Raw genomic sequence first — 18,162 nt, forward strand, 5'->3', positions numbered from 1 at the left:
GGCTCTTCGCGGATGAGGGTGTAGCCGTCGGTTGACGAGCCGGCGGCGTGGCGGTCGCGGAGACGAGGTCGAGGCCTTCCGATGATGGAAGTTCTCACGCTGTCCATCAGGAAGACCTCGACGATGTTCCACGGTACCTTCGCCGCCCCTGACCTGTCTGCGTTCTGCCTCCTCGATGAGCACGGCCTCACCGTCACGGGCCAGCAGATCGATCCTGACAAGGCGGTACTCGAATGCCGCGTCACTGACCGCGACCCGTTCTGTCGCGGTTGCGGCGCCGAAGGCATCGCCCGCGGGACACAGGCCCGCCGGCTGGCGCATGTCCCGCTGGGTTGGCGGCCGACGACGCTCCTCGTCCGCGTCCGCCGCTTCGCATGCTCCGACTGTGGGACGATCTGGCGCGAGGACACCACGGCGGCGGCCGAGCCGCGGGGGAAACTCACTCGCGCCGCGATCCGGTGGGCCCTGGAAGCTGTCGTCTGCCAGCACCTGCCCGTCGCGCGGGTCGCGGAGTCCCTCGACGTGTCCTGGCATGCCGCCAACGACGCCGTGCTCGTCGAGGGCCGGCGCGTCCTGATCGACAACCCCCGCAGGTTCGACGGGGTGACCACGATCGGCGTCGACGAACACGTCTGGCGCCACACGCGCCTCGGCGACAAATACGTGACCGTGATCATCGACCTCACCCCGGCCCGCGAGAAGACCGGCCCCGCCCGGCTGCTCGACATGGTCCCAGGCCGCTCGAAGCACGCCTTCAAGACCTGGCTCGCCGGACGCCCCAAGGCCTGGCGCGATGGCATCGATGTCGTCGCGATGGACGGCTTCACCGGCTACAAGACCGCCGCCGGCGAAGAGATCCCCGACGCGACGGCCGTGATGGATCCCTTCCATGTCGTTCAGCTGTTCGGCGATGCGCTCGACAAGACCAGGCAGCGCGTCCAGCAGGAGACTCTCGGGCATCGCGGCCGGACCGGCGACCCGCTCTACGGCTGCCGCCGTCTGCTCAGGACGGGGCTCGGACTGTTGAAGCAGCACCAACTCGCGACGCTCGAGGCAGTGTTCGACCAGCATCCCGATCATGTCGCCGTCGAGGTCACCTGGGACGTCTACCAGCGCGCGGTCGCCGCCTACCGACACAAGGATCCCGCCCGCGGGAGGAAGATCTTCGAACGCGTGATCGCGGAACTCTCCGCAGGCGTCCCCAAGGATCTGCCCGAGCTGATCACCCTCGGCCGGACGATCAAGCGCCGCGCGGCCGACATCCTCGCGTTCTTCGACCGCCCCGGCACGTCCAACGGGCCATCGGAGGCCATCAACGGCCGCCTCGAGCACCTCCGCGGGTCTGCCCTGGGCTTCAGGAACCTGACCCACTACATCGCGAGAAGCTTGCTCGAGACCGGCGGATTCAGGCCACTACTACACCCTCAAACACGATGAGCCCCTAAACCAGTCGATCCAGTCGCGATCATTGTAAAGCCAACGGTAGTCAAGAGGGCGATACAGGATGCGCCGCACCTTGTCAGTCGACAGTGATTCGGGGGTCGGGACTTTCCGCTTCCGCCGCTTGGAGTCTGCTGTGTTCCACTCAGCCTTCCGCTCCGCCAGCGGAAGCCTCGACCACTTCCCGAGATTTCCTGTGTATACCGGAGGGTCGCCTCGGCGGCTCGCGGGGGCAACAGCAAAAACAGCGTCGCGGTCTGTAGCTATCGGAGAAAGGGGCTTTGTGTCTCGCGCAGTCTGGAATCCAGTCTTCGGTTCGTCTGCGAACAAACTCGGCAATGCCGGGCTCTCGGCCAGATCATCATTGTCCCAAAAAACCGGCACGAGCCCGTCCCTGGGGTCAGTAGATAACGTCTCGAATAGGTCCGGGTCGAACGGCTCGCGGAGCGAGGCGTATTTTTCGGCGCGAGTCCCGAGTAGACGCCGGTAGTGAATCTTCGGGTCGCCGTCATAAGTGCGGTCGAAGACGACCCATACAATTGCGACGCCGGTCTGAATGTCGAATACATTTCTGTCGGCACCTGCGAAATCCTTGATTCCGTTTGATCCGCGGGTGTCCCCACCGAGATCCAGCACCCAGATGTCCCGCGCACCTCGTGCAGCAATGGCACGCAACCCGATAAGCGATCGACCCTGAATCCACGTGCGATTTGAGATAAAAGCAACCACACCGTTTGCGTCTCGAGTGTCGACTTCCGGGATCACGCTTGTCTCTTGGCGAGTGCTCGGTGGCTGCAGCGCCCATAACGCCCACATCCAGAATGCGACGTACAAGTCGGAAGTGCTCTTAAGGTCGCTACGATAGTCAGCTGGCGTGTGGTCGCGGAGAATGTCCATCAATCCGCGGGTGAACTGTTCCACCCCGCTAGCCGCGGGGAGGCGCTCGTAGGGCGGATTACCCAGTACGACCAATAGCTCGTCGGTAGCTTTGACCTCATCGGCTCGTTGCCGTTCCCTGAGAATCTCGTCTCCGGCTACGCCGAACCCGCTCTTTGTGAGCTTGTCTCCCTCTGGTGCCGCCAATGTGTCCGTTAGATAGATCGGAAGTCGCTCATCTACCGGCGCACCGAAGGTCTCCAAAAGCGACTCCATACGCTGATGTGCGATCGTGTACGGCCCGGGCAAAAGCTCGAAAGCCGCCAACCGCTTGGTGACCAATTCATGCACGGCAGCGTCTAACGGCAGTCCAAGTGAGGACGCGGATCTTGCCGTTGCCTGGGCGAGACCGAGCAAGAATGTGCCGGTACCAGTCGCAGGATCGAGATATCGCGCGTTTGGATCTAGCAGGCCGAGAGGTCGGTCAAAGGTGGTTGTTAGCACGTGTTCGACCCCGGACACAATGTGCTCCACCACTTGTACCGGCGTGTAGTAGACGCCGGCGGCATCACGAGCTTTCGAATCGTATACCGCAAAAAACGGCTCATATGCGTGGACGATAGGGTCGGGCACGTAACGGCGGTCATCAGCAATTGGAGGAGCATCGAAAAGCGAGGTGGGGATCAAGTTAATTGTGCGGCACAGCTCCTCGAGCAACGGCTGGAGAAGAGGTGGCCGAGACGAAGGCGACCACAAGATCTGCAAACATTGGTATAGGAGTGGATGCACGCCATACTTGAGCCCGACCTGGTGGTCGAGCGAGATGGGCGAGCCAGTCTGCAACCGCCAGAGCAACGCACCGAACGCGGCAATCTGCACATAAGAGTCAACGAATCTCGCCCAATCGAACTTTTGCCCATTACGGAACACGAGGTCCTTGAAATCAGCCTTTAGAGATACCAAGTTTTCTCCAGCTTCGGCCTCTCCAACCTCGCTCAAGCCATTGCGCAGCGCACGTGCCCGAACTGCAAGAGCGGCAACGGCGGATGAGACCGTCGAGTAATCGGCCAGTCGTGCCGTGAGAAATGATCGCAGGAGGTCTTGAAGGTCCCTAAGCTCGGCATCAGTCGGTGCCGCGGGCAATGCATCGGGCTTGAAGATGTCTGCCGTACCGACACGGACCGTCGATCCCACCTGGCGGCCATCCTGGTACAGCTCCCATTCCCAACCATTCGTCAGAATCAGGTTGTGAAGTCCGTCGACAAAACGTTCGCGCTGACGTGCGTCGTGTCCGGTGAGCTCGTTAAGTGGTTTAGCTGCCGCCTTGAGCTCAACCCACCCAAGTAGCTCGCGACGCTGGTTAACCCGGTAGTCTGGGATACCAATATCTTTCGCCCCCATCTGCGGCAAGAAGGTGGGCGTACTCTGCGGGTTCAACTCGTATGTGACGGCTTCGAGGAATGTGCTAAATGCACTGTACAGCGATGATTCAGGTTTGGCACCGGGTGTTTCAAGAATCTCCCGCGCCGCGGTGACAAAATTGTGCAGATGTTCCTCAACCGACATGCGGCAAGTCTACAGCCGGTACTCAGCTACTTGGACTTGAATTACCCCAACCATTCGCAGACCGAGACCCTCCTCATCACCGACCCGAGTACCACCTCGACCCGATCCCCAAGGGACTGGGCAGCGACGTCGCCGGGAGCCTCTACATCGCCGGGCGCACCGCGATCGCCGGCATCCGTGCGATCGCCCCGACCGCCGGGGAGACGGTCTTCATCTCCGGTGCCTCGGGCGGGGTCGGCATCATCGCCGCCCACGTCATCGGCACCGCGAGCGGACGCCACTTCCAGCCGCTCCGCGAGGGCCACCCTGCCGGGAAGGTCCTGCTCAAGACGGAGCCGAAGCCGTTCACCGACGCCCAGCGGGAGTTCCTCGTCGGCTGAGCCGCGCGCCTCAGCACACGATCGGGGCCTGTCCCTGCCGCACCCTCGTGCGGCCGGGTCGGGTCCCGAGTCGTCTGCGCGCATACCCGATGAGGGCGACGGCGATCGCCACCGGCCAGAGGAAGAACGGGACGTAGCAGGTGAGGAGGAAGGCCCGCTCACCGGCAGTCATCCCGACATCCGGGGTCCAGCCGGGCACCGTCCCCGTCCACGCGAGGACGAACTTGGCGAGCACCGAGCCGATGAGGCCGAGCAGGACCGCGCTCCCGATGCCGCTGACGATGATCGGGACCAGGGGTGGGATCGTCCGCCCGCCGAGGCGGGGCACCCATCCGGGGACCACCTCTCCCCAGCGTCGGATGAGTCCGAAGCCGAGGACCGCGACGAGGACGGTGAGCACCTCGAGACCGAGGACGTAGCCGATCCCCGCCGCCGACTCACGCACCTCACCGCTGAGCCCGAACCCGACGTCGACGCCGGCGAGCATGAGGAGTCGCCAGAGCACGCTCGGCAGCGGCAGCAGGAGACTCCCCCACCCGGCGATGAGCGCCCAGCGCTGGACCGGTGCGGTGGTCACGGTCGGTTTTAAATTACTTGTTCTAAAACTCATGCTCTAAAACTAGCTATGATGGGGTGTCATGGCAAGACCCTCACGCTTCTCCGACGACGACATCCTCGACGGCGCCGCTCGCGCGCTCGCCGACCACGGACCTCGCGCGACGATCGCCGACGTCGCCCGCGCCATCGGCGGGCCCACCGGCTCGATCTACCACCGCTTCGCCTCACGCGACGACGTCTTCGCGAGACTCTGGCTGCGCTCGATCGCCCACTTCCACGAGGGCCTGCTCGCCGCGTACGCCCTGCCCGATCCGCACGAGGCGGTGACCGCCTCGGCGAGGCACGTCTCCGCCTTCTGCCGCGACCACCCGTTGGAGGCCCGCTCGATGCTCCTTCACCGGGCGTCCCGACTCGCCGCCGACGGCCCGGTCGGTGTGCGCGAGGACGCCCTCCACATCAACGACGACATCGATGCGGCGATGGAGGAGCTGCTCGTCCGCCGCTTCCCGGACCCGACCCCGCACCGGCGGGAGCTGCTGTCGATGGGCACGCGGCTCGCCCCGTACGGCATCGTCCGCCCCTTCATCGGCACTGAGGTTCCCGCCTGGGTCGATGACGCGGTCGCCGCCTCGGCGGACGCGATCGTCGCCCTCGGGGACGGGCCGGACGGCAGCTGAACTCCGCGTCGACGACGACACCCGGGAGGACTGGGAAGACTCCTCTCACCCACCGGACTCTTCCCCTGGGAGGGAATACCCGCGCACCCCGATGGCGTTCTATGATGACAACCGGTATTGCCGAAACCCAGCGAAGGAGAACGACCATGGCAGTCTCTGACAAGACGATCGCATTCCTCCTCACCCGCGGAGTCGAGCAGGTCGAACTGACCAGCCCCCGCGCCGCACTCGACGAGGCCGGCGCGAAGACGGTGCTCATCTCCCCGTCCGAGGGCACCCTCCAGGCGATGGAGGGCGACTGGGACCACGCCGAGGTCTTCGACGTCGACGTGCCGCTCGCCGAGGCGAACGCCGCTGACTACGATGCCCTCGTCCTGCCCGGCGGCACGATCAACGCCGACACCCTGCGCACCGATGACGACGCCGTGGCGTTCGTCAAGGCGTTCTTCGACGCCGACAAGCCCGTCGCCGCGATCTGCCATGCCCCGTGGATCCTCGCCGAGGCGGGTGTCGCGAAGGGCCGGAAGCTCACATCGTTCGAGTCGACGAAGGTCGACCTCGAGAACGCGGGTGCAGACTGGACCGACGCCGAGGTGGTCGTCGACGGCAACCTCATCACCTCGCGCAACCCCGGGGATCTCGACGCCTTCAACGAGGCGATCAGCGAGAAGTTGAGCTGACCCCACACGCCTGAGCGGACTCCCCGGACCCTGCCTGATAGCCCCGGTCCGGGGAGTTCGCCTGTTCGTCATCCGGCGTCTGCCCGGAGGAATTGACACCTCGGCATAGGATCATGCCATGCGTGCTTCTTCCCCCGGGCGCAATGCGTCCGGCCTCGTGTCCTGCCTGCTCATCGCCGTGCTCCTCATCTTCTTCGGTGTCGCCTCACCGGCAGAGGCGGCCTACCCGACGAAGGGTGGGATCGGCGCGATGCACCGCTCGCTCGGAGGGGACAAGGGACGGCTGGGGCCGGCGAATGGCCCGGAGCGCTGCACGCTCAAGGACCGCGGCTGCTATCAGACCTTCCGGTCGGGCACGATCCACTGGACGAGGGCGACTGGCGCGCATGCGACCTGGGGTGCCATCCGCGCGGCCTGGCAGCGGTCGGGCTGGGAGAACGGTCCGCTCGGGTACCCGACGAGCAACGAGTACAGGTCCGGCTCGCAGACCCGCCAGGACTTTCAGAACGGCCGGATCACGTGGACGAGCAGAGGCGGAGCGACAGTCGTCGTCAAGGAGGCGGCCCCGTCGACGTTCACGCTCAAGGGCTCAGGGTTCGGCCACGGCGTCGGGATGAGCCAGTACGGCGCCCAGGGCATGGCCGCCCAGGGCAGGAGCGCCACCCAGATCCTCGAGCACTACTACAACCCGGCGAAGGTCACCTCGACGACGACGAACGCGAACTCGGACATCACCGTCCAACTCCTAGCCGGCGAGCGGTCAGTGACGCTCACCCCCGCCTCGGGCAGGCTGCGGGTGCGGGTCGGGAAGACGACCGCGGAGTCGAGTGGGAAGATCACCGTCGAGCGCACCTCGGCGGGCAAAGTGCGCGCCAAGGTCGGGAAGAAGTCGTACGAGGGTTCATGGCTGACCGTCGAATGGCAGGGCACCCGCTACTGGTCAGGCTCGCAGAAGACGACGGTCGCCGTGTCGAAGGCGCAGAGCGGGTCGACGGGAACGTATCGGCACGGGAAGATCGAGATCCGGCAGCTGAAGAACGCGCTCAACGTCCTCGGCGTCATGCGCACGAACAGCGAGTACCTGCCCGGCGTCGCCGAGGTGCCCGCCTCGTGGAGGGCACCCGCCCTCGAGGCGCAGGCGATCGCCGCGCGCACGTACGCCTATCGGAACCTCGGACCGCTCAAGTCGGCGTGCGCGTGCAACGTCTACGACGAGGTCACCTCCCAGCACTTCAAGGGCTGGGGGCATGAGAACGCGAAGGACAGCGGACCGTGGCGCAATGCCGTCCGCGCCACCCAGTCCGGGTCCGGGTCGACCGTGAGGAACGCGAAGGTCGTCATGTACAGGGGCGCGCTCATCGATGCCGTGTACTCGTCGTCCTCGGGTGGGAAGACGAACTCCGCCGCCGAGGTGTGGGGCAGCGACGTCCCCTACCTCCGTTCGCGCGACGACGCGGCAGCGAAATCGAAGTCCGCGGGCAATCCCAACGCATCGTGGACGGCGAAGCCCTCGCAGGCGGCGATGGCGAAGGCGTTCGGACTGCCCGATGTCGCCCGCGTCGACCTCACGCGCTCCTCCTCCGGTCTCGTCACCTCGGCGAAGGCGACGTCGACGAAGGGGAAGACCGCGACGCGCACAGGTGCGGAGCTTCGCAGCTCGCTCAAGCTGAAGTCGGCGTCGTTCACGATGGGGTGACGCGCGCGGCGTCGCTCCGAGCCGCAGCCGGAGCAACCGCTCGGTTTTGATCCGCACGCGCTGGTCCGATCCATAGCGTGCGGATCGAAACCGAGCGGTTGTCGTCTCGCGCGGACATCGCGTCGGCGATATCGTGGCGGCACGAAGAAGCCCCTCACCGAGGCACTACCGGTGAGGGGCTTCGTCGTGTGGCGGAGGATAGGGGATTCGAACCCCTGAGGGCGTTAACCCAACCCGCGTTCCAGGCGAGCGCCATAGGCCACTAGGCGAATCCTCCGCGGATCAGCTTATCGGAGTCGTCACCGCAATGCGAAATCGCGGCGGCGAAGTGTGAACCATCACACGACCCGCAGGTGAACGGGCCGCCCAGTCGCCGACAGCCCGCAGGTGAACGGCCCGCCCGCCCTCAGGTGAACGGCCCGCTCAGTCACCGACGGCCCGCAGGTGACGCCCCGGAACTGCCGCCCGTTCAGCAGCCGCCCGTTCAGCAGCCGCCCGTTCAGCCGCCGCCCGTTCAACCGCCTCGCGCGCGGCAGCCTCCCGCGCCGCCACCACCTCTGCGCGCCGCTTCTCGATGCTGCCGTCCTTGATCCACCCGTGCAGGGTCTCGAGCCGCGACCGCGTCACCGAGTCGACGGGCAGGTAGACCGAGAGGGTGAGCCGCTGGTTCTCCTGCGCGATGAGCGTCGTCATCGTGAGGTTGAGGGTGCCGACGTACGGGTTCTCGATGACCTTCGTCCGCCCCGGCCTGCGTCCGACGTTGCCGGAGTCCCAGAGCGTGCGGAACTCCTCGAATCGGCCGAGGCGCTCGAGGAGCGGTCCCCACTCCGGGTCCTCGAGCGACTCGGCGTAGGCCGCGCGCATCTTCGCCACGAGGAGGCGCTTGTGCTCGTCGAGGGGCTGGAAGATCTCCGCCCATTCGGGGTTCTCGTACGCCTGGATCGCACAGTTGCGGTCGGCGGGGGCTACCTCGGCGAGGTCGGTGACGAGGTAGCGTTCGACGGGATTGAACGCCCGGATCGTGTACGTCGGGTCGGTGACCATCGCCGGCAGCGGCAGGAGCTCCTCGAGCATCGTCCGCAGCTGCTCCCCCACCTCCGAATCCCCGGGGTTCGTCACCCGATCCGGGTACCCGCCGAGGAGGAAGAGGTGCGCGCGCTCCTCGCGGTCGAGGAGCAGCGCCTCGGCGATCGCCTCGAGCACCGACTCGGAGGGATGGACCTCACGCCCCTGCTCGAGCCACGTGTACCAGCTCGTCCCGATGTTCGCGAGCACCGCGACCTCTTCGCGCCGCAGCCCGGGCACCCGCCGCCGCGGTCCCTTCGCCAATCCGACGTCGCAGGGCCGCACGCGGTCGCGGCGCGACCGCAGGAACCGTCCCAGTTCGCTCGTCCTCTCCTGTGCCATGCTCCCCATTCTCCGCCCACTGCCCCGCCCGCATCCAGGTGGCGCGACCACCACCATGACCACGCCCTCCCACTCTGGTCACGGGCACCGAAGAATGGAAGCATGAGAATCACCCCTGGTGCCGCTGAGGCAGAATCGAGTGCTCCCGTCGACGACCACACCACCCCCGCCGAGGCGACCGACCGCGCGGTCCTCTGGCCGCTCCACGTCGGGGCGTTCCTCGCGACCTACATGTTCTCCGTGTCGAACATCGCGATCCCTGCGGTCAAGGAGGCGCTCGGTGCCGGGGACTCCGCATCGGCGCTCGTCGTCGGACTCTTCTCCGCGGCCTTCGCCTCCGGTCTCATCCTCTGCGGACGCATCGGCGATCGGTTCGGACGTCGGCGCCTCTTCACCCTCGGCACCGCCGCCCTCGTCGTCATCTCCCTCGCCGTCGGCCTCGCTCCGGGGACGGCCGAACTCCTCATCGCCCGCACCGTCCAGGGATTCGCGGCGGCCGTGATGATGCCGCAGATCCTCGCGAGCATCCAGCACGCTCTCTTCGGCGCCGAGCGGCTCAAAGCGATCAGCCTCTTCGGTGCCTTCTCCGGTGTCGGCACCGTCAGCGGGCAGGTCATCGGCGGGGGCCTCATCTCCGCCTTCGGCCCGACATGGGGCTGGCGTGCGGCGTTCCTCAGCTGCGCGGTCGTCGCTCTGGCGGCCTTCCTCGGCTCACTTCGGCTCACCGAATCCCGCACGCCGTCCCCCGCGCCGCTCGACCTCGGCGGGGCCGCGCTGCTGGGCATCGGGATGGTCGGCCTCGTCATCGGACTCGCCCTCGGTCCCGTCACCGGCTGGGTGCCACTGCCGGCCACCCTCCTCGTCGTCTCCGCCGCAGCGCTGGCGGCGTTCGCCGTCTGGCAGTCCGTCGCCGAGGCGCGCGGCCGCGACCCGCTCATCCCGCCGCAGGTCGTCCGCGCCCCCGCGGCGTGGGTGGGGATGCTCATGTCGTTCGTCTTCTTCGGCGGGTTCGGCACGTTCCTCTTCAACTTCGCCCTGACCAGCCAGACCGGGCACGGCGATCCCGCGTTCGTCTCGGGGATGACGCTCGGCCTCTTCGCCGCGGCGTTCCTCGCCGTCTCCCTCCTCGTCCCCCGCATCGTCAGGCGCCTGAGCGGACCGGGCACGATGCTGCTCGGCACCGGCCTGCAGATCCTCGGCCTCCTCGGCGTCGCCGAGGTCGCCGACGCCGCCGGTCGGGAGTTCAACCTGTGGTTCCAGCTGCCGGCGCTCATCCTCGGCGCCGGTCAGGCCCTCCAGTTCGGGCCCCTCGTCGGGACCGTCGTCAGCGCCGTACCCGACCGGGTGGCGGGACTGAGCGGCGGACTCATCGCGACGATGCAGCAGGCGGGCATCGCCGTCGGGGTCGCCCTCCTCGGCGCCCTGTTCCACGTCTTCACCGCCTGGTTCGGCTACGACGACGCCTTCGCACTCGCGAGCCTCACCCAGATCGTCCTCAGCCTCGTCTTCGGCGCCGGTGCCCTCGTGCTCCTGCGCGTCCAGCGGGCGGCGACGCCGGCCTGACCCGGGCCACGACGACGGCCCTCCCTGGGGAACGCGCCCGACCTCGCCGAGGCGGGACCCGGCGGCACCGCGCCCACCCGGGTCCCGCCTCGGCGAGGGTCAGGTGCCTACGCCCTGATCGCGTCGATGATGCGCACCCGCATCGCCACGAGCGCGGGAACGAGTCCGGCGAGCGCGCCGATGCCGATCGAGACGATCATGCCGACGATGACTGCGGTGAACGGGACCTGCGGGGCGGTCATGCCCTGGAACACGGTCTCCCCGACGATCGGGGCCTTGAGGACGAGGACCGCGATGAGCACCCCGATGCCGCCGGCCAGCGTCGTCGCGACGACGCTCTCCATCATCACGGAGAAGAAGATCCGCCTGCTCGTCGCACCGAAGGAGCGGCGGATGCCGATCTCCCTGATCCTCTGCTGGATCGTCACCATGGAGATGTTGACGAGCCCGAGCATGCCCATGAAGAGGATGAGGACGCTGATGAAGAGGAGGACGTTCTTCACCGGTCCCAGGGCATCCCCGATGTCGGAGGCCATATCCGAGCGCATCGTCTCGACGCCGACTCCCGGCAGCTGTCGTTTGAGATCGGTCTCGACCTGCTTGCTCAGCTGCTTCGCGACGTCGGGCGGCAGCCACATCTCGTAGTCGGTGGGGGCGGTGACGTCGGGCCCGAACTTCTGCTCCTGGCCGTTGAGGACATAGATCTCGCCCGCCTCGGCGTCGGGGTAGCCGCGCACCGAGCCGATGACCGTGGCCGTGCCCGTCTGATGACCGGGCAGCTCGACGGTCGCCGGCAGCGCCTCGGGATCGATCCCGTACTGCTCGAGGAACGTCGTGTCGGCGACGATGGGCGGGGAGAGGTTCTCCGCGTCGCCGGCGATGAACCAGCGGCCGGTCTCGACGGTGACGCGGTGCATCACGGCGAAGTCAGGATCGACGATGTTCGCCGAGGCGGTGACCGCACCCGAGGGGCTCTGCACCCGCGTCTCCGCGTACCCCCTCGCCGAGACGTAGTCGATGCCGAAGCGCTTCTGAGTCTCGGCGAGCGCCGTGGCGATCCTCTCGCTCTCCGCCGGCGTGGCCTGACCCGATGGGGTGAGCGTGTACGTGTACGTCGCCTCCCGACCGCTCTGCTTCTCGAAGTCGTCGGCGAGGCCCTTCTGCATCATGTCGCCGAAGCCGACGACGAGGGTGAGGCCGCAGACGGCGACGCCGACGCCGATGAGGGACATGAGCACCCGGACCTTGTGGACGCGCAGCTCCTGCCACGCCTCGACGATCGAGGCGGCGAATGCTGAGATCATCGTGAACCTCCCACCAGCGACTCCGCGGTCGCCCCCGCGGTGATTGGATGCAGCGCCCCGCGGTGGAGCGAGTACCGCCTGGTGGCCATGTTCGCGATGCTGAGGTCGTGGGTGATCGTCACGAGAGCGGCTCCTGACTCCCGGGTGATCCCGTCGAGGAGGGCCATGACGTGCTGTCCGGTCTCGACGTCGAGAGCGCCGGTGGGTTCGTCGGCGAGGACGATCTTCGGTGAACGCACGAGTGCTCGGGCGATCGCGACCCGCTGCTGTTCGCCGCCGGAGAGGCGGTTGGGCTTCGAGTCGAGACGGTCGCCGAGGCCGAGGCGATCGAGCATCTCCGAGGCGATCCGCCGCCGGTTCCGGAACTCCCTGCCGGTGCCGTACATGAGCGGTGCTTCGACGTTCTCGACCGCCGATCGGCCGGGCAGGAGGTTGAATTGCTGGAAGACGAAGCCGACGTCGCGTCCGCGGATCTTCGCCGCCCGGTTGCGGGGAATCGAGTGGACGGGCACCCCTTCGAACTCCATCTCCCCGCCGGTCGGGGCGTCGAGGAGGCCGAGGATGTTGAGCAGGGTCGACTTTCCGGTGCCGGAGCGGCCGACGATGCCGATGTGCTCTCCGGAGCTCGCGGTGAAGTTGATGTCGGCGAGGATCGTCAGGAGTCTCCCCTCGCCGATGGGCACGGTTCTCGCAACGTGGCGCAGGGCCAGCAGTGGCACCTCAGCCATCAGAAGTCGAACTCCTCGCCGGACATGTCACCCGACATGTCGCCCTCGTCCTGGGGTTCGGTGCCGGGGACGAACTCGGAGATCTCCTCCCCCTCCTCGAGCCCGGACTTCACCTCGACCATCGCCCCGTCGTTGAGGCCGATCTCGATCGCCCGCTCCGTGGGCTGTCCGTCGTCGCCGATGACCCACACGGTGCCTGTATCGGTGAGTCCGCGCACCGCGGTGACGGGGACGACGATGACGTCGGAGGCCTCCCCCGCCTCGACGGTCATCGTGAGATCGAGACCGTTGAAGACGGTCTGCTTCTCCGGGATCGCGCAGATGAGCTTGGGTCCGTCACCGGCCGTCGCCGAGGTGTCGGTGCCCGGGTCCTCGGCCGCCGGGTCGGACTCGCCGCCGCTGCCGTCGGCCTTCGGCGCCGGCTTGACCGCGGCCCCCTGGTCGAGGCGCAGCGCCGTGCAGTCGAAGGGCTCGGGTCCGTCGGTGATCGTGATCGACGCGGTCTCCGGCAGCTTCGGCACGCGGTAGAGGTCGACTGCAGGAATCGACGCCTGCGCGGTGAAGGAGTCCTTGAGCAGCTGCGTCACCTCGGTCTCGGCGGTGACCGTGTCGCCCTTGTCGACGGCGAAGTCGCCGACCGTGCCGTCGGCGGGAGCGACGACCGTGTGGTACTTCGGCTTCGGCGGGGCCGCGGGCGCCGCAGCTCCGTCGCCGGTTCCACCGTCCCCGGTTCCACCGTCCTCGGACGGTGCTGACGGTTCGCCCTCGCTTCTCACCTGGAAGAGCTCTGCACCTTCGAGCACCTCGGCGCCGGGTTCGACGAAGAAGTGGTTGACGGTGCCCTCCCGTCCCGCCTTGACCGCGGTCGGGCTGTCGACGGCGATCGCACCCTTGAGCTCGAGGGTGTTGGCGATCGACCCGCGTTCGGCGACGACCGAGGAACCGACCGGCTGACCGCTCGCCGAGGCGGCATCGAACCCGTCCTCCGGCGCCGGCTTGAACGCGATCCACGCGAGCATCGCCGCGATGACGACGAGGACGAGAAGAAACGCACTGGGCAGGATGACACGGCGGAAGATCTGCATGATTCCTTGGGGGTTTGGGGGAGCGGACACTCCACCCTATGCAGGGGGCCAGCACGATTCGGTCGCGTTCGCGTCACGAGGCCATAACACTGTGGTCTCGATCCGCAGGTGGGCGGCTTTCCCCACCGTCACAGCAGGGAGATCCCCTCGTCGTCGGCGGGGAGAACCCGACCACCTCGGCGGACCCCCGGTCCACACGGACGGAGCAGCCGCCGACCGCCTCGGCGAAAAAGATCCGGGAAGGTGTCGATCCGGCATACGCTTGTTCGACGCAGTGCATGAGAGGGTCCCGCCCGGGATCCTCCGACACCCCTGACACAGGAGTCATCATGAAGTACATGCTCATCATGCGCACCGTCGACCAGGCCGCCGTGGACGCGTTCGAAAAGGCCGACTTCAACGAGATCATCGCCGCCATGGGCGCCTACAACGAGCAGATGGTCAACGCCGGAGTCCTCGCCGATGGGGCCGGACTCACCGACGCCTCCGAGGGCGCGGTCGTCGACTTCGGCGAGGACGATCCCGCCGTCACCGACGGCCCCTACGGCGAGCTGCGGGAGCTGTTCAACGGCTTCTGGATCCTCGAGGTGCCCTCGCAGGAGGAGGCGATCGAATGGGCCAAGCGCGCTCCGCTCGGGGTCGGATCCCAGATCGAGATCCGTCGGGTGACCGGTCCCGAGGACTTCCCGCAGGACAACGAATGGATCCAGAAGGAGCAGGAATGGATCGCCGAGGGGAAGGTCGGCGGGACATCGTGACCTCAGGCGGTCCTGATTCCCCGGACCCCGCCGAGGCGGTGGCCCGGGTGATCGCGGCGACGTGGCGGATCGAGGGGGCGAAGATCGTCGCCTCCCTCACCCGCCACGTCGGCGATTTCGGGTTCGCCGAGGATCTTGCGCAGGAGGCGCTGTCCGAGGCCCTGGCAGCGTGGCCGGAGTCCGGGGTGCCGGCGAATCCCGCCGGATGGCTGATGATCGTGGCGAAGCGACGTGCGATCGACGCGTGGCGGCGGCGTGAGCGCTTCGATGAGCGCATCGCAGCACTCGGGCGCAGCCTCGAGGATGAGCAGGTCTCGGGTTCGGACGCACTGCCCTGGGATCCCGATGCCATCGACGACGACGTCCTCCGGCTCGTCTTCATCTCCTGTCATCCCGTCCTGCGCCGGGAGGCTCAGCTCGCGCTCACTCTCCGCGTCGTCGGGGGCCTGACCAGCGAGGAGATCGCCCGCGCCTTCCTCGTCCCGGTCTCTACGATCCAGCAGCGCATCGTCCGGGCGAAGAAAGCGCTCGCCGCGGCCGATGTCCCCTTCGCACTCCCACCCGCCGACGAGTGGCCGGCCCGACTCTCCGCCGTCCTCTCCGTCCTCTACCTCCTCTTCTCCGAAGGGCATGTCGCGACCGCGAGCCGGGACTGGATGCGACCGGAGCTCTCGATGGACGCGCTGCGGTTGACCCGCATCACCGCGGGCCTCCTCCCCTGCGAACCCGAGGTCCACGGACTCGTCGCCCTCATGGCGTTCACCGCGGCCCGCTTCCCCGCCAGGCTCGGGCCGGCACGCGAGCCGGTGCTCCTGGCCGATCAGGACCGGTCCCGGTGGGACCGGTCGCTCATCCGCCTCGGCGAGGCTTCGCTGACAACGGCGCTGGGGCTGCGCGAGCGGCGAGGTTCCTACACGGTGCAGGCTCAGATCGCCGGCGTCCACTCCTCGGCCCGCCGCTTCGCCGACACCGACTGGGTGCGCATCGCCGCTCTCTACGCCGACCTCGAGGCGCTCGCGCCCTCGCCCGCTTCCACCTCGTCCCCAGCGTCCGCGGCGAGCTTCTCGCGAGGCTCGGCCGGGACGCCGAGGCGGTTGCGGAGTTCACACGGGCCGCGGAGCTGGCGACGAATGAGCGGGAGCGTGAGGTGCTGCGTGGGAAGGCCCGGCGGCTCGGCGGGGCAGATGCCGCAGTCGTCGATGCGCAGGGGTGAGCGCCGGCTCACCGCGCAGGGGTGAGCGCCGGCTCACCGCGCCGCCGTGAGCGACCTCGCACCCGCTCATTTTGTCCCCCGGCGTCGCTCTCGCCTAGACTGGTCGGTGGCTCCCCGTGCGGCGTCATCTTGTGAACTCCCCCAGGGCCGGAAGGCAGCAAGGGTAAGCGAGCTCTGGCGGGTGCACGGGGAGTCCTCTTTGCCCAGATCACGATTCGGCAACTCCCTCTCCGACTGATTCCCCAGGTCAGAGCCGATCCGCCGGCCGCATCCATGAGCGCGAGACAACATCCGTCATAGTTTCGAGATGTGGCTTTCCTAGCATTGTGCGTGCTCCCCGCTCCCGTCCTGCGAACGAGGTCCCCGATTTGTCACGTCTGAAATCCACCGGAGCAGTCGCCGCTGTCTCAGCACTGGCGCTGCTGGCCGCCTGCACTCCGACGAATTCCGATCCCGATGCCACCCGGAAGGACTCCGCCACCACCGAGGCCTCCCCCGCCCCGACCTTCCGCGTCGGTGCCGTCGACGACACCGGGAAGGCTGAGAAGACCGCCGCCGAGGCACCCGGGAGTCCCAGCGCGACCGCAGACCCCAGCCAGGCACCGACCGGTGAGACCGTCGCGTCGGGATCGTCCGTCGACGTCAAGGCGGGCAAGCGGATCAGTCTGAGCGTCGAGGGCGCCACCCTCAAGGACGTGACGATCACCGACACCGACTACCCGCGCATCAGCGCCGATCCCGGAACGTTCTTCGACGAGGCGGGCACCGTCATCGAGGCCGAGGATCCCGTCGACGACACGACGGTTTCCGCACCCGACGGGTCTGCGTCGTGGGTCTCGGACTTCGACCTCGTCGCCTCGAGCACCTACGAGGTCACGGCCACCGCGACGACCCCGGACGGGAAGGACCACGACTTCACCGCCTCGGCGACGGTCGATGACTCCGACGGCGATCCGATGGCGGTGCGCACCGTCCTCTCCGACGACCAGACCGTGGGAGTCGCCGCCCCGATCATCCTCAGCTTCGGATCGACCGTGGAGAAGAAGTACCGCGACGACGTCGAGCACCGTCTCAGCGTCGATGTCACGGACATGGACGGGAAGAAGCGCGAGGTCGAGGGCTCGTGGGCGTGGCTGCCCGACGATCCGCAGTCGCGCCTGCACTTCCGCCCCAAGGAGTACTGGCCGGCGCATTCGAAGGTCTCCGTCGACGCGCCGCTGAAGAACGTGCCCACCGCGAAGGGGCGGGTCGGTGAGAACGACCTCACCCTCGACTTCGAGATCGGTCGGGAGCAGATCACCGAGGCGAGCGCGAAGACCCACCGCATGGTCGTCACCCGCGACGGCAAGGAGGTCATGGACTTCCCGACCTCGCTCGGATCGGCGAAGGCACCGTCGTACAACGGCGTCCACGTCGTCATGTCGAAGCACTCGGACTACACGATGACCTCGGCCCGGTGGGGGTACACGACCCCGGTGAAGTGGGCCGTGCGCATCCACAACAACGGCGAGTTCGTCCATGCGGCACCGTGGTCGGCGGGTGTGCAGGGCTCGCAGAACGTCTCCCACGGCTGCATCAACCTCACGACGAAGCGCGCGAAGGAGTACTACGACTCCGCGATCTACGGCGACCCCGTCATCGTCAAGGACTCCTCGGTCGACCTCTCGACCGAGGACAGCGACATCTCGGACTGGGTCTACGACTGGGAGGACTGGAAGAAGATGAGCGCGCTGAGCTGATGACGACGCGACCGCACGACGACGGGGACTTCCGCGTCGAGTTCGCCGTCCGCTTCGGCACACTGTGGGCGATGTCGGGGGCTTCGGCGCTCGAAGGTCGCATCGCCGGCTACCTGCTCCTCGACTCCTCCGGCGGGGTGAGCGCCGCCGAGCTCTCAGACACGCTCGGCATCAGCACGGGCACGGTGTCGACGGCGACGAGGCGCCTCATCGACGCAGGCTTCGTCCGCCGGGTCCGACGGCCGGGTTCGCGGGCGGACGGATTCGTCATGGATGCCGACGTGTGGGCGGGTTTCCTCGAACGCGAGTACGCCTACCTCCGGGCTCAGCGCGAACTCGCCGCGGCAGCGCTCACGCACGTCGACCCGGGCACGGATGCCCATGCCCGGGTGACGAACATGCACGACTACATGTCGTGGCTCATCGACGACGTCGACCTCGCCGCCGCGTGGTCACGCCACAGGGAGCGCCTGCGCAGCAACCGGGAGTGAG

The 18,162-nt window shown here is 67.5% G+C and carries 15 protein-coding genes, 1 tRNA gene, 1 other RNA gene and 1 pseudogene; 10 read left to right on the top strand and 8 right to left on the bottom strand.

Annotation, left to right across the window (positions count from 1 at the left end; all coding sequences use genetic code 11):
- The first annotated feature begins 123 nt into the window (after positions 1 to 123).
- Entirely contained in the window at positions 124 to 1,437 is a 1,314-nt protein-coding gene (locus EZE58_RS06700) for an ISL3 family transposase (RefSeq protein ID WP_167560186.1), read from the top strand.
- Here EZE58_RS06700 and EZE58_RS06705 read toward each other — a convergent pair.
- The 3 genes from EZE58_RS06705 to EZE58_RS06715 all read right to left on the bottom strand — a co-directional run bounded on the left by EZE58_RS06705 (position 1,417) and on the right by EZE58_RS06715 (position 4,839).
- Positions 1,417 to 3,882 carry an N-6 DNA methylase gene (locus EZE58_RS06705; protein ID WP_167560142.1) on the bottom strand — a complete coding sequence of 822 codons (2,466 nt, stop codon included), beginning with the start codon at positions 3,880 to 3,882 and terminating at the stop codon, positions 1,417 to 1,419. The two genes, EZE58_RS06700 and EZE58_RS06705, sit on opposite strands and share 21 nt — an antisense overlap.
- A gap of 142 nt (positions 3,883 to 4,024) precedes the next feature.
- A complete protein-coding gene (locus EZE58_RS06710; protein ID WP_144588412.1) occupies positions 4,025 to 4,210 on the bottom strand; it encodes a hypothetical protein in 186 nt (61 codons plus the stop codon).
- 62 nt (positions 4,211 to 4,272) lie between these two features.
- The gene (locus tag EZE58_RS06715) at positions 4,273 to 4,839 is read right to left on the bottom strand and encodes a hypothetical protein (protein WP_144588410.1); all 567 of its coding nucleotides are present in this window, start codon (positions 4,837 to 4,839) and stop codon (positions 4,273 to 4,275) included.
- 61 nt (positions 4,840 to 4,900) lie between these two features.
- Here EZE58_RS06715 and EZE58_RS06720 point away from each other — a divergent pair, with 61 nt between their 5' ends.
- The 3 genes from EZE58_RS06720 to EZE58_RS17680 all read left to right on the top strand — a co-directional run bounded on the left by EZE58_RS06720 (position 4,901) and on the right by EZE58_RS17680 (position 7,873).
- On the top strand, positions 4,901 to 5,497 hold the full coding sequence (locus EZE58_RS06720) for a TetR/AcrR family transcriptional regulator (protein WP_144588408.1): 597 nt from the start codon (positions 4,901 to 4,903) through the stop codon (positions 5,495 to 5,497).
- A gap of 146 nt (positions 5,498 to 5,643) precedes the next feature.
- Positions 5,644 to 6,177, top strand: coding sequence for a type 1 glutamine amidotransferase domain-containing protein (locus EZE58_RS06725; RefSeq protein WP_095376059.1), 534 nt, complete (start codon positions 5,644 to 5,646; stop codon positions 6,175 to 6,177).
- A 118-nt stretch (positions 6,178 to 6,295) separates the two neighbouring features.
- Positions 6,296 to 7,873, top strand: coding sequence for a SpoIID/LytB domain-containing protein (locus tag EZE58_RS17680; RefSeq protein WP_167560144.1), 1,578 nt, complete (start codon positions 6,296 to 6,298; stop codon positions 7,871 to 7,873).
- A gap of 189 nt (positions 7,874 to 8,062) precedes the next feature.
- On the opposite strand, the gene EZE58_RS06735 is transcribed toward EZE58_RS17680, so the two are convergent.
- Both EZE58_RS06735 and EZE58_RS06740 read right to left on the bottom strand, forming a co-directional pair.
- Positions 8,063 to 8,150, bottom strand: a tRNA-Ser gene (locus EZE58_RS06735).
- 146 nt (positions 8,151 to 8,296) lie between these two features.
- Entirely contained in the window at positions 8,297 to 9,280 is a 984-nt protein-coding gene (locus tag EZE58_RS06740) for a helix-turn-helix transcriptional regulator (RefSeq protein WP_063249858.1), read from the bottom strand.
- Positions 9,281 to 9,382: 102 nt separating this feature from the next.
- On the opposite strand from EZE58_RS06740, the gene EZE58_RS06745 reads away from it, so the two are divergent.
- On the top strand, positions 9,383 to 10,843 hold the full coding sequence (locus tag EZE58_RS06745; RefSeq protein WP_063249859.1) for an MFS transporter: 1,461 nt from the start codon (positions 9,383 to 9,385) through the stop codon (positions 10,841 to 10,843).
- 107 nt (positions 10,844 to 10,950) lie between these two features.
- On the opposite strand, the gene EZE58_RS06750 is transcribed toward EZE58_RS06745, so the two are convergent.
- The 3 genes from EZE58_RS06750 to EZE58_RS06760 are packed head-to-tail and all read right to left on the bottom strand — an operon-like array spanning position 10,951 to position 13,960.
- Entirely contained in the window at positions 10,951 to 12,147 is a 1,197-nt protein-coding gene (locus tag EZE58_RS06750) for an FtsX-like permease family protein (protein WP_009378089.1), read from the bottom strand.
- Positions 12,144 to 12,875: an ABC transporter ATP-binding protein gene (locus EZE58_RS06755; RefSeq protein WP_119296518.1), complete on the bottom strand. Its 732-nt coding sequence runs from the start codon at positions 12,873 to 12,875 to the stop codon at positions 12,144 to 12,146. Before EZE58_RS06755 ends, EZE58_RS06750 begins: the two co-directional genes overlap by 4 nt.
- Positions 12,875 to 13,960 (bottom strand): hypothetical protein, encoded by a 1,086-nt coding sequence (locus EZE58_RS06760; RefSeq protein WP_119296517.1) that lies wholly within the window; start codon positions 13,958 to 13,960, stop codon positions 12,875 to 12,877. The genes EZE58_RS06755 and EZE58_RS06760 overlap by 1 nt, the downstream gene beginning before the upstream one ends.
- Positions 13,961 to 14,289: 329 nt before the next feature.
- Here EZE58_RS06760 and EZE58_RS06765 point away from each other — a divergent pair, with 329 nt between their 5' ends.
- From EZE58_RS06765 to EZE58_RS06785, 5 genes and pseudogenes are all read left to right on the top strand, one after another.
- Positions 14,290 to 14,718 carry a YciI family protein gene (locus EZE58_RS06765; protein ID WP_009378078.1) on the top strand — a complete coding sequence of 143 codons (429 nt, stop codon included), beginning with the start codon at positions 14,290 to 14,292 and terminating at the stop codon, positions 14,716 to 14,718.
- Positions 14,682 to 15,931, top strand: a pseudogene (locus EZE58_RS06770) (DUF6596 domain-containing protein). Before EZE58_RS06765 ends, EZE58_RS06770 begins: the two are co-directional and overlap by 37 nt.
- Positions 15,932 to 16,036: 105 nt before the next feature.
- Positions 16,037 to 16,132: signal recognition particle sRNA small type (ffs, locus tag EZE58_RS06775), an RNA gene on the top strand.
- Positions 16,133 to 16,299: 167 nt separating this feature from the next.
- Positions 16,300 to 17,670 (top strand): Ig-like domain-containing protein, encoded by a 1,371-nt coding sequence (locus tag EZE58_RS06780; RefSeq protein WP_009378074.1) that lies wholly within the window; start codon positions 16,300 to 16,302, stop codon positions 17,668 to 17,670.
- Positions 17,670 to 18,161 (top strand): MarR family transcriptional regulator, encoded by a 492-nt coding sequence (locus EZE58_RS06785; RefSeq protein ID WP_009378072.1) that lies wholly within the window; start codon positions 17,670 to 17,672, stop codon positions 18,159 to 18,161. The genes EZE58_RS06780 and EZE58_RS06785 overlap by 1 nt, the downstream gene beginning before the upstream one ends.
- Position 18,162: the final 1 nt, after the last annotated feature.

It is taken from the genome of Brevibacterium sp. LS14 (assembly GCF_012027885.1).
Taxonomy (GTDB): Bacteria; Actinomycetota; Actinomycetes; order Actinomycetales; family Brevibacteriaceae; genus Brevibacterium; species Brevibacterium casei.

Excerpts from the sequence above, each read along its gene's own strand:
- EZE58_RS06700 (WP_167560186.1), top strand. The coding sequence starts at position 124 with ATGTTCCACGGTACCTTCGCCGCCCCTGACCTGTCTGCGTTCTGCCTC.
- EZE58_RS06705 (WP_167560142.1), bottom strand. The coding sequence starts at position 3,882 with ATGTCGGTTGAGGAACATCTGCACAATTTTGTCACCGCGGCGCGGGAG.
- EZE58_RS06720 (WP_144588408.1), top strand. The coding sequence starts at position 4,901 with ATGGCAAGACCCTCACGCTTCTCCGACGACGACATCCTCGACGGCGCC.
- EZE58_RS06725 (WP_095376059.1), top strand. The coding sequence starts at position 5,644 with ATGGCAGTCTCTGACAAGACGATCGCATTCCTCCTCACCCGCGGAGTC.
- EZE58_RS17680 (WP_167560144.1), top strand. The coding sequence starts at position 6,296 with ATGCGTGCTTCTTCCCCCGGGCGCAATGCGTCCGGCCTCGTGTCCTGC.
- EZE58_RS06740 (WP_063249858.1), bottom strand. The coding sequence starts at position 9,280 with ATGGCACAGGAGAGGACGAGCGAACTGGGACGGTTCCTGCGGTCGCGC.
- EZE58_RS06745 (WP_063249859.1), top strand. The coding sequence starts at position 9,383 with ATGAGAATCACCCCTGGTGCCGCTGAGGCAGAATCGAGTGCTCCCGTC.
- EZE58_RS06750 (WP_009378089.1), bottom strand. The coding sequence starts at position 12,147 with ATGATCTCAGCATTCGCCGCCTCGATCGTCGAGGCGTGGCAGGAGCTG.
- EZE58_RS06755 (WP_119296518.1), bottom strand. The coding sequence starts at position 12,875 with ATGGCTGAGGTGCCACTGCTGGCCCTGCGCCACGTTGCGAGAACCGTG.
- EZE58_RS06760 (WP_119296517.1), bottom strand. The coding sequence starts at position 13,960 with ATGCAGATCTTCCGCCGTGTCATCCTGCCCAGTGCGTTTCTTCTCGTC.
- EZE58_RS06765 (WP_009378078.1), top strand. The coding sequence starts at position 14,290 with ATGAAGTACATGCTCATCATGCGCACCGTCGACCAGGCCGCCGTGGAC.
- EZE58_RS06785 (WP_009378072.1), top strand. The coding sequence starts at position 17,670 with ATGACGACGCGACCGCACGACGACGGGGACTTCCGCGTCGAGTTCGCC.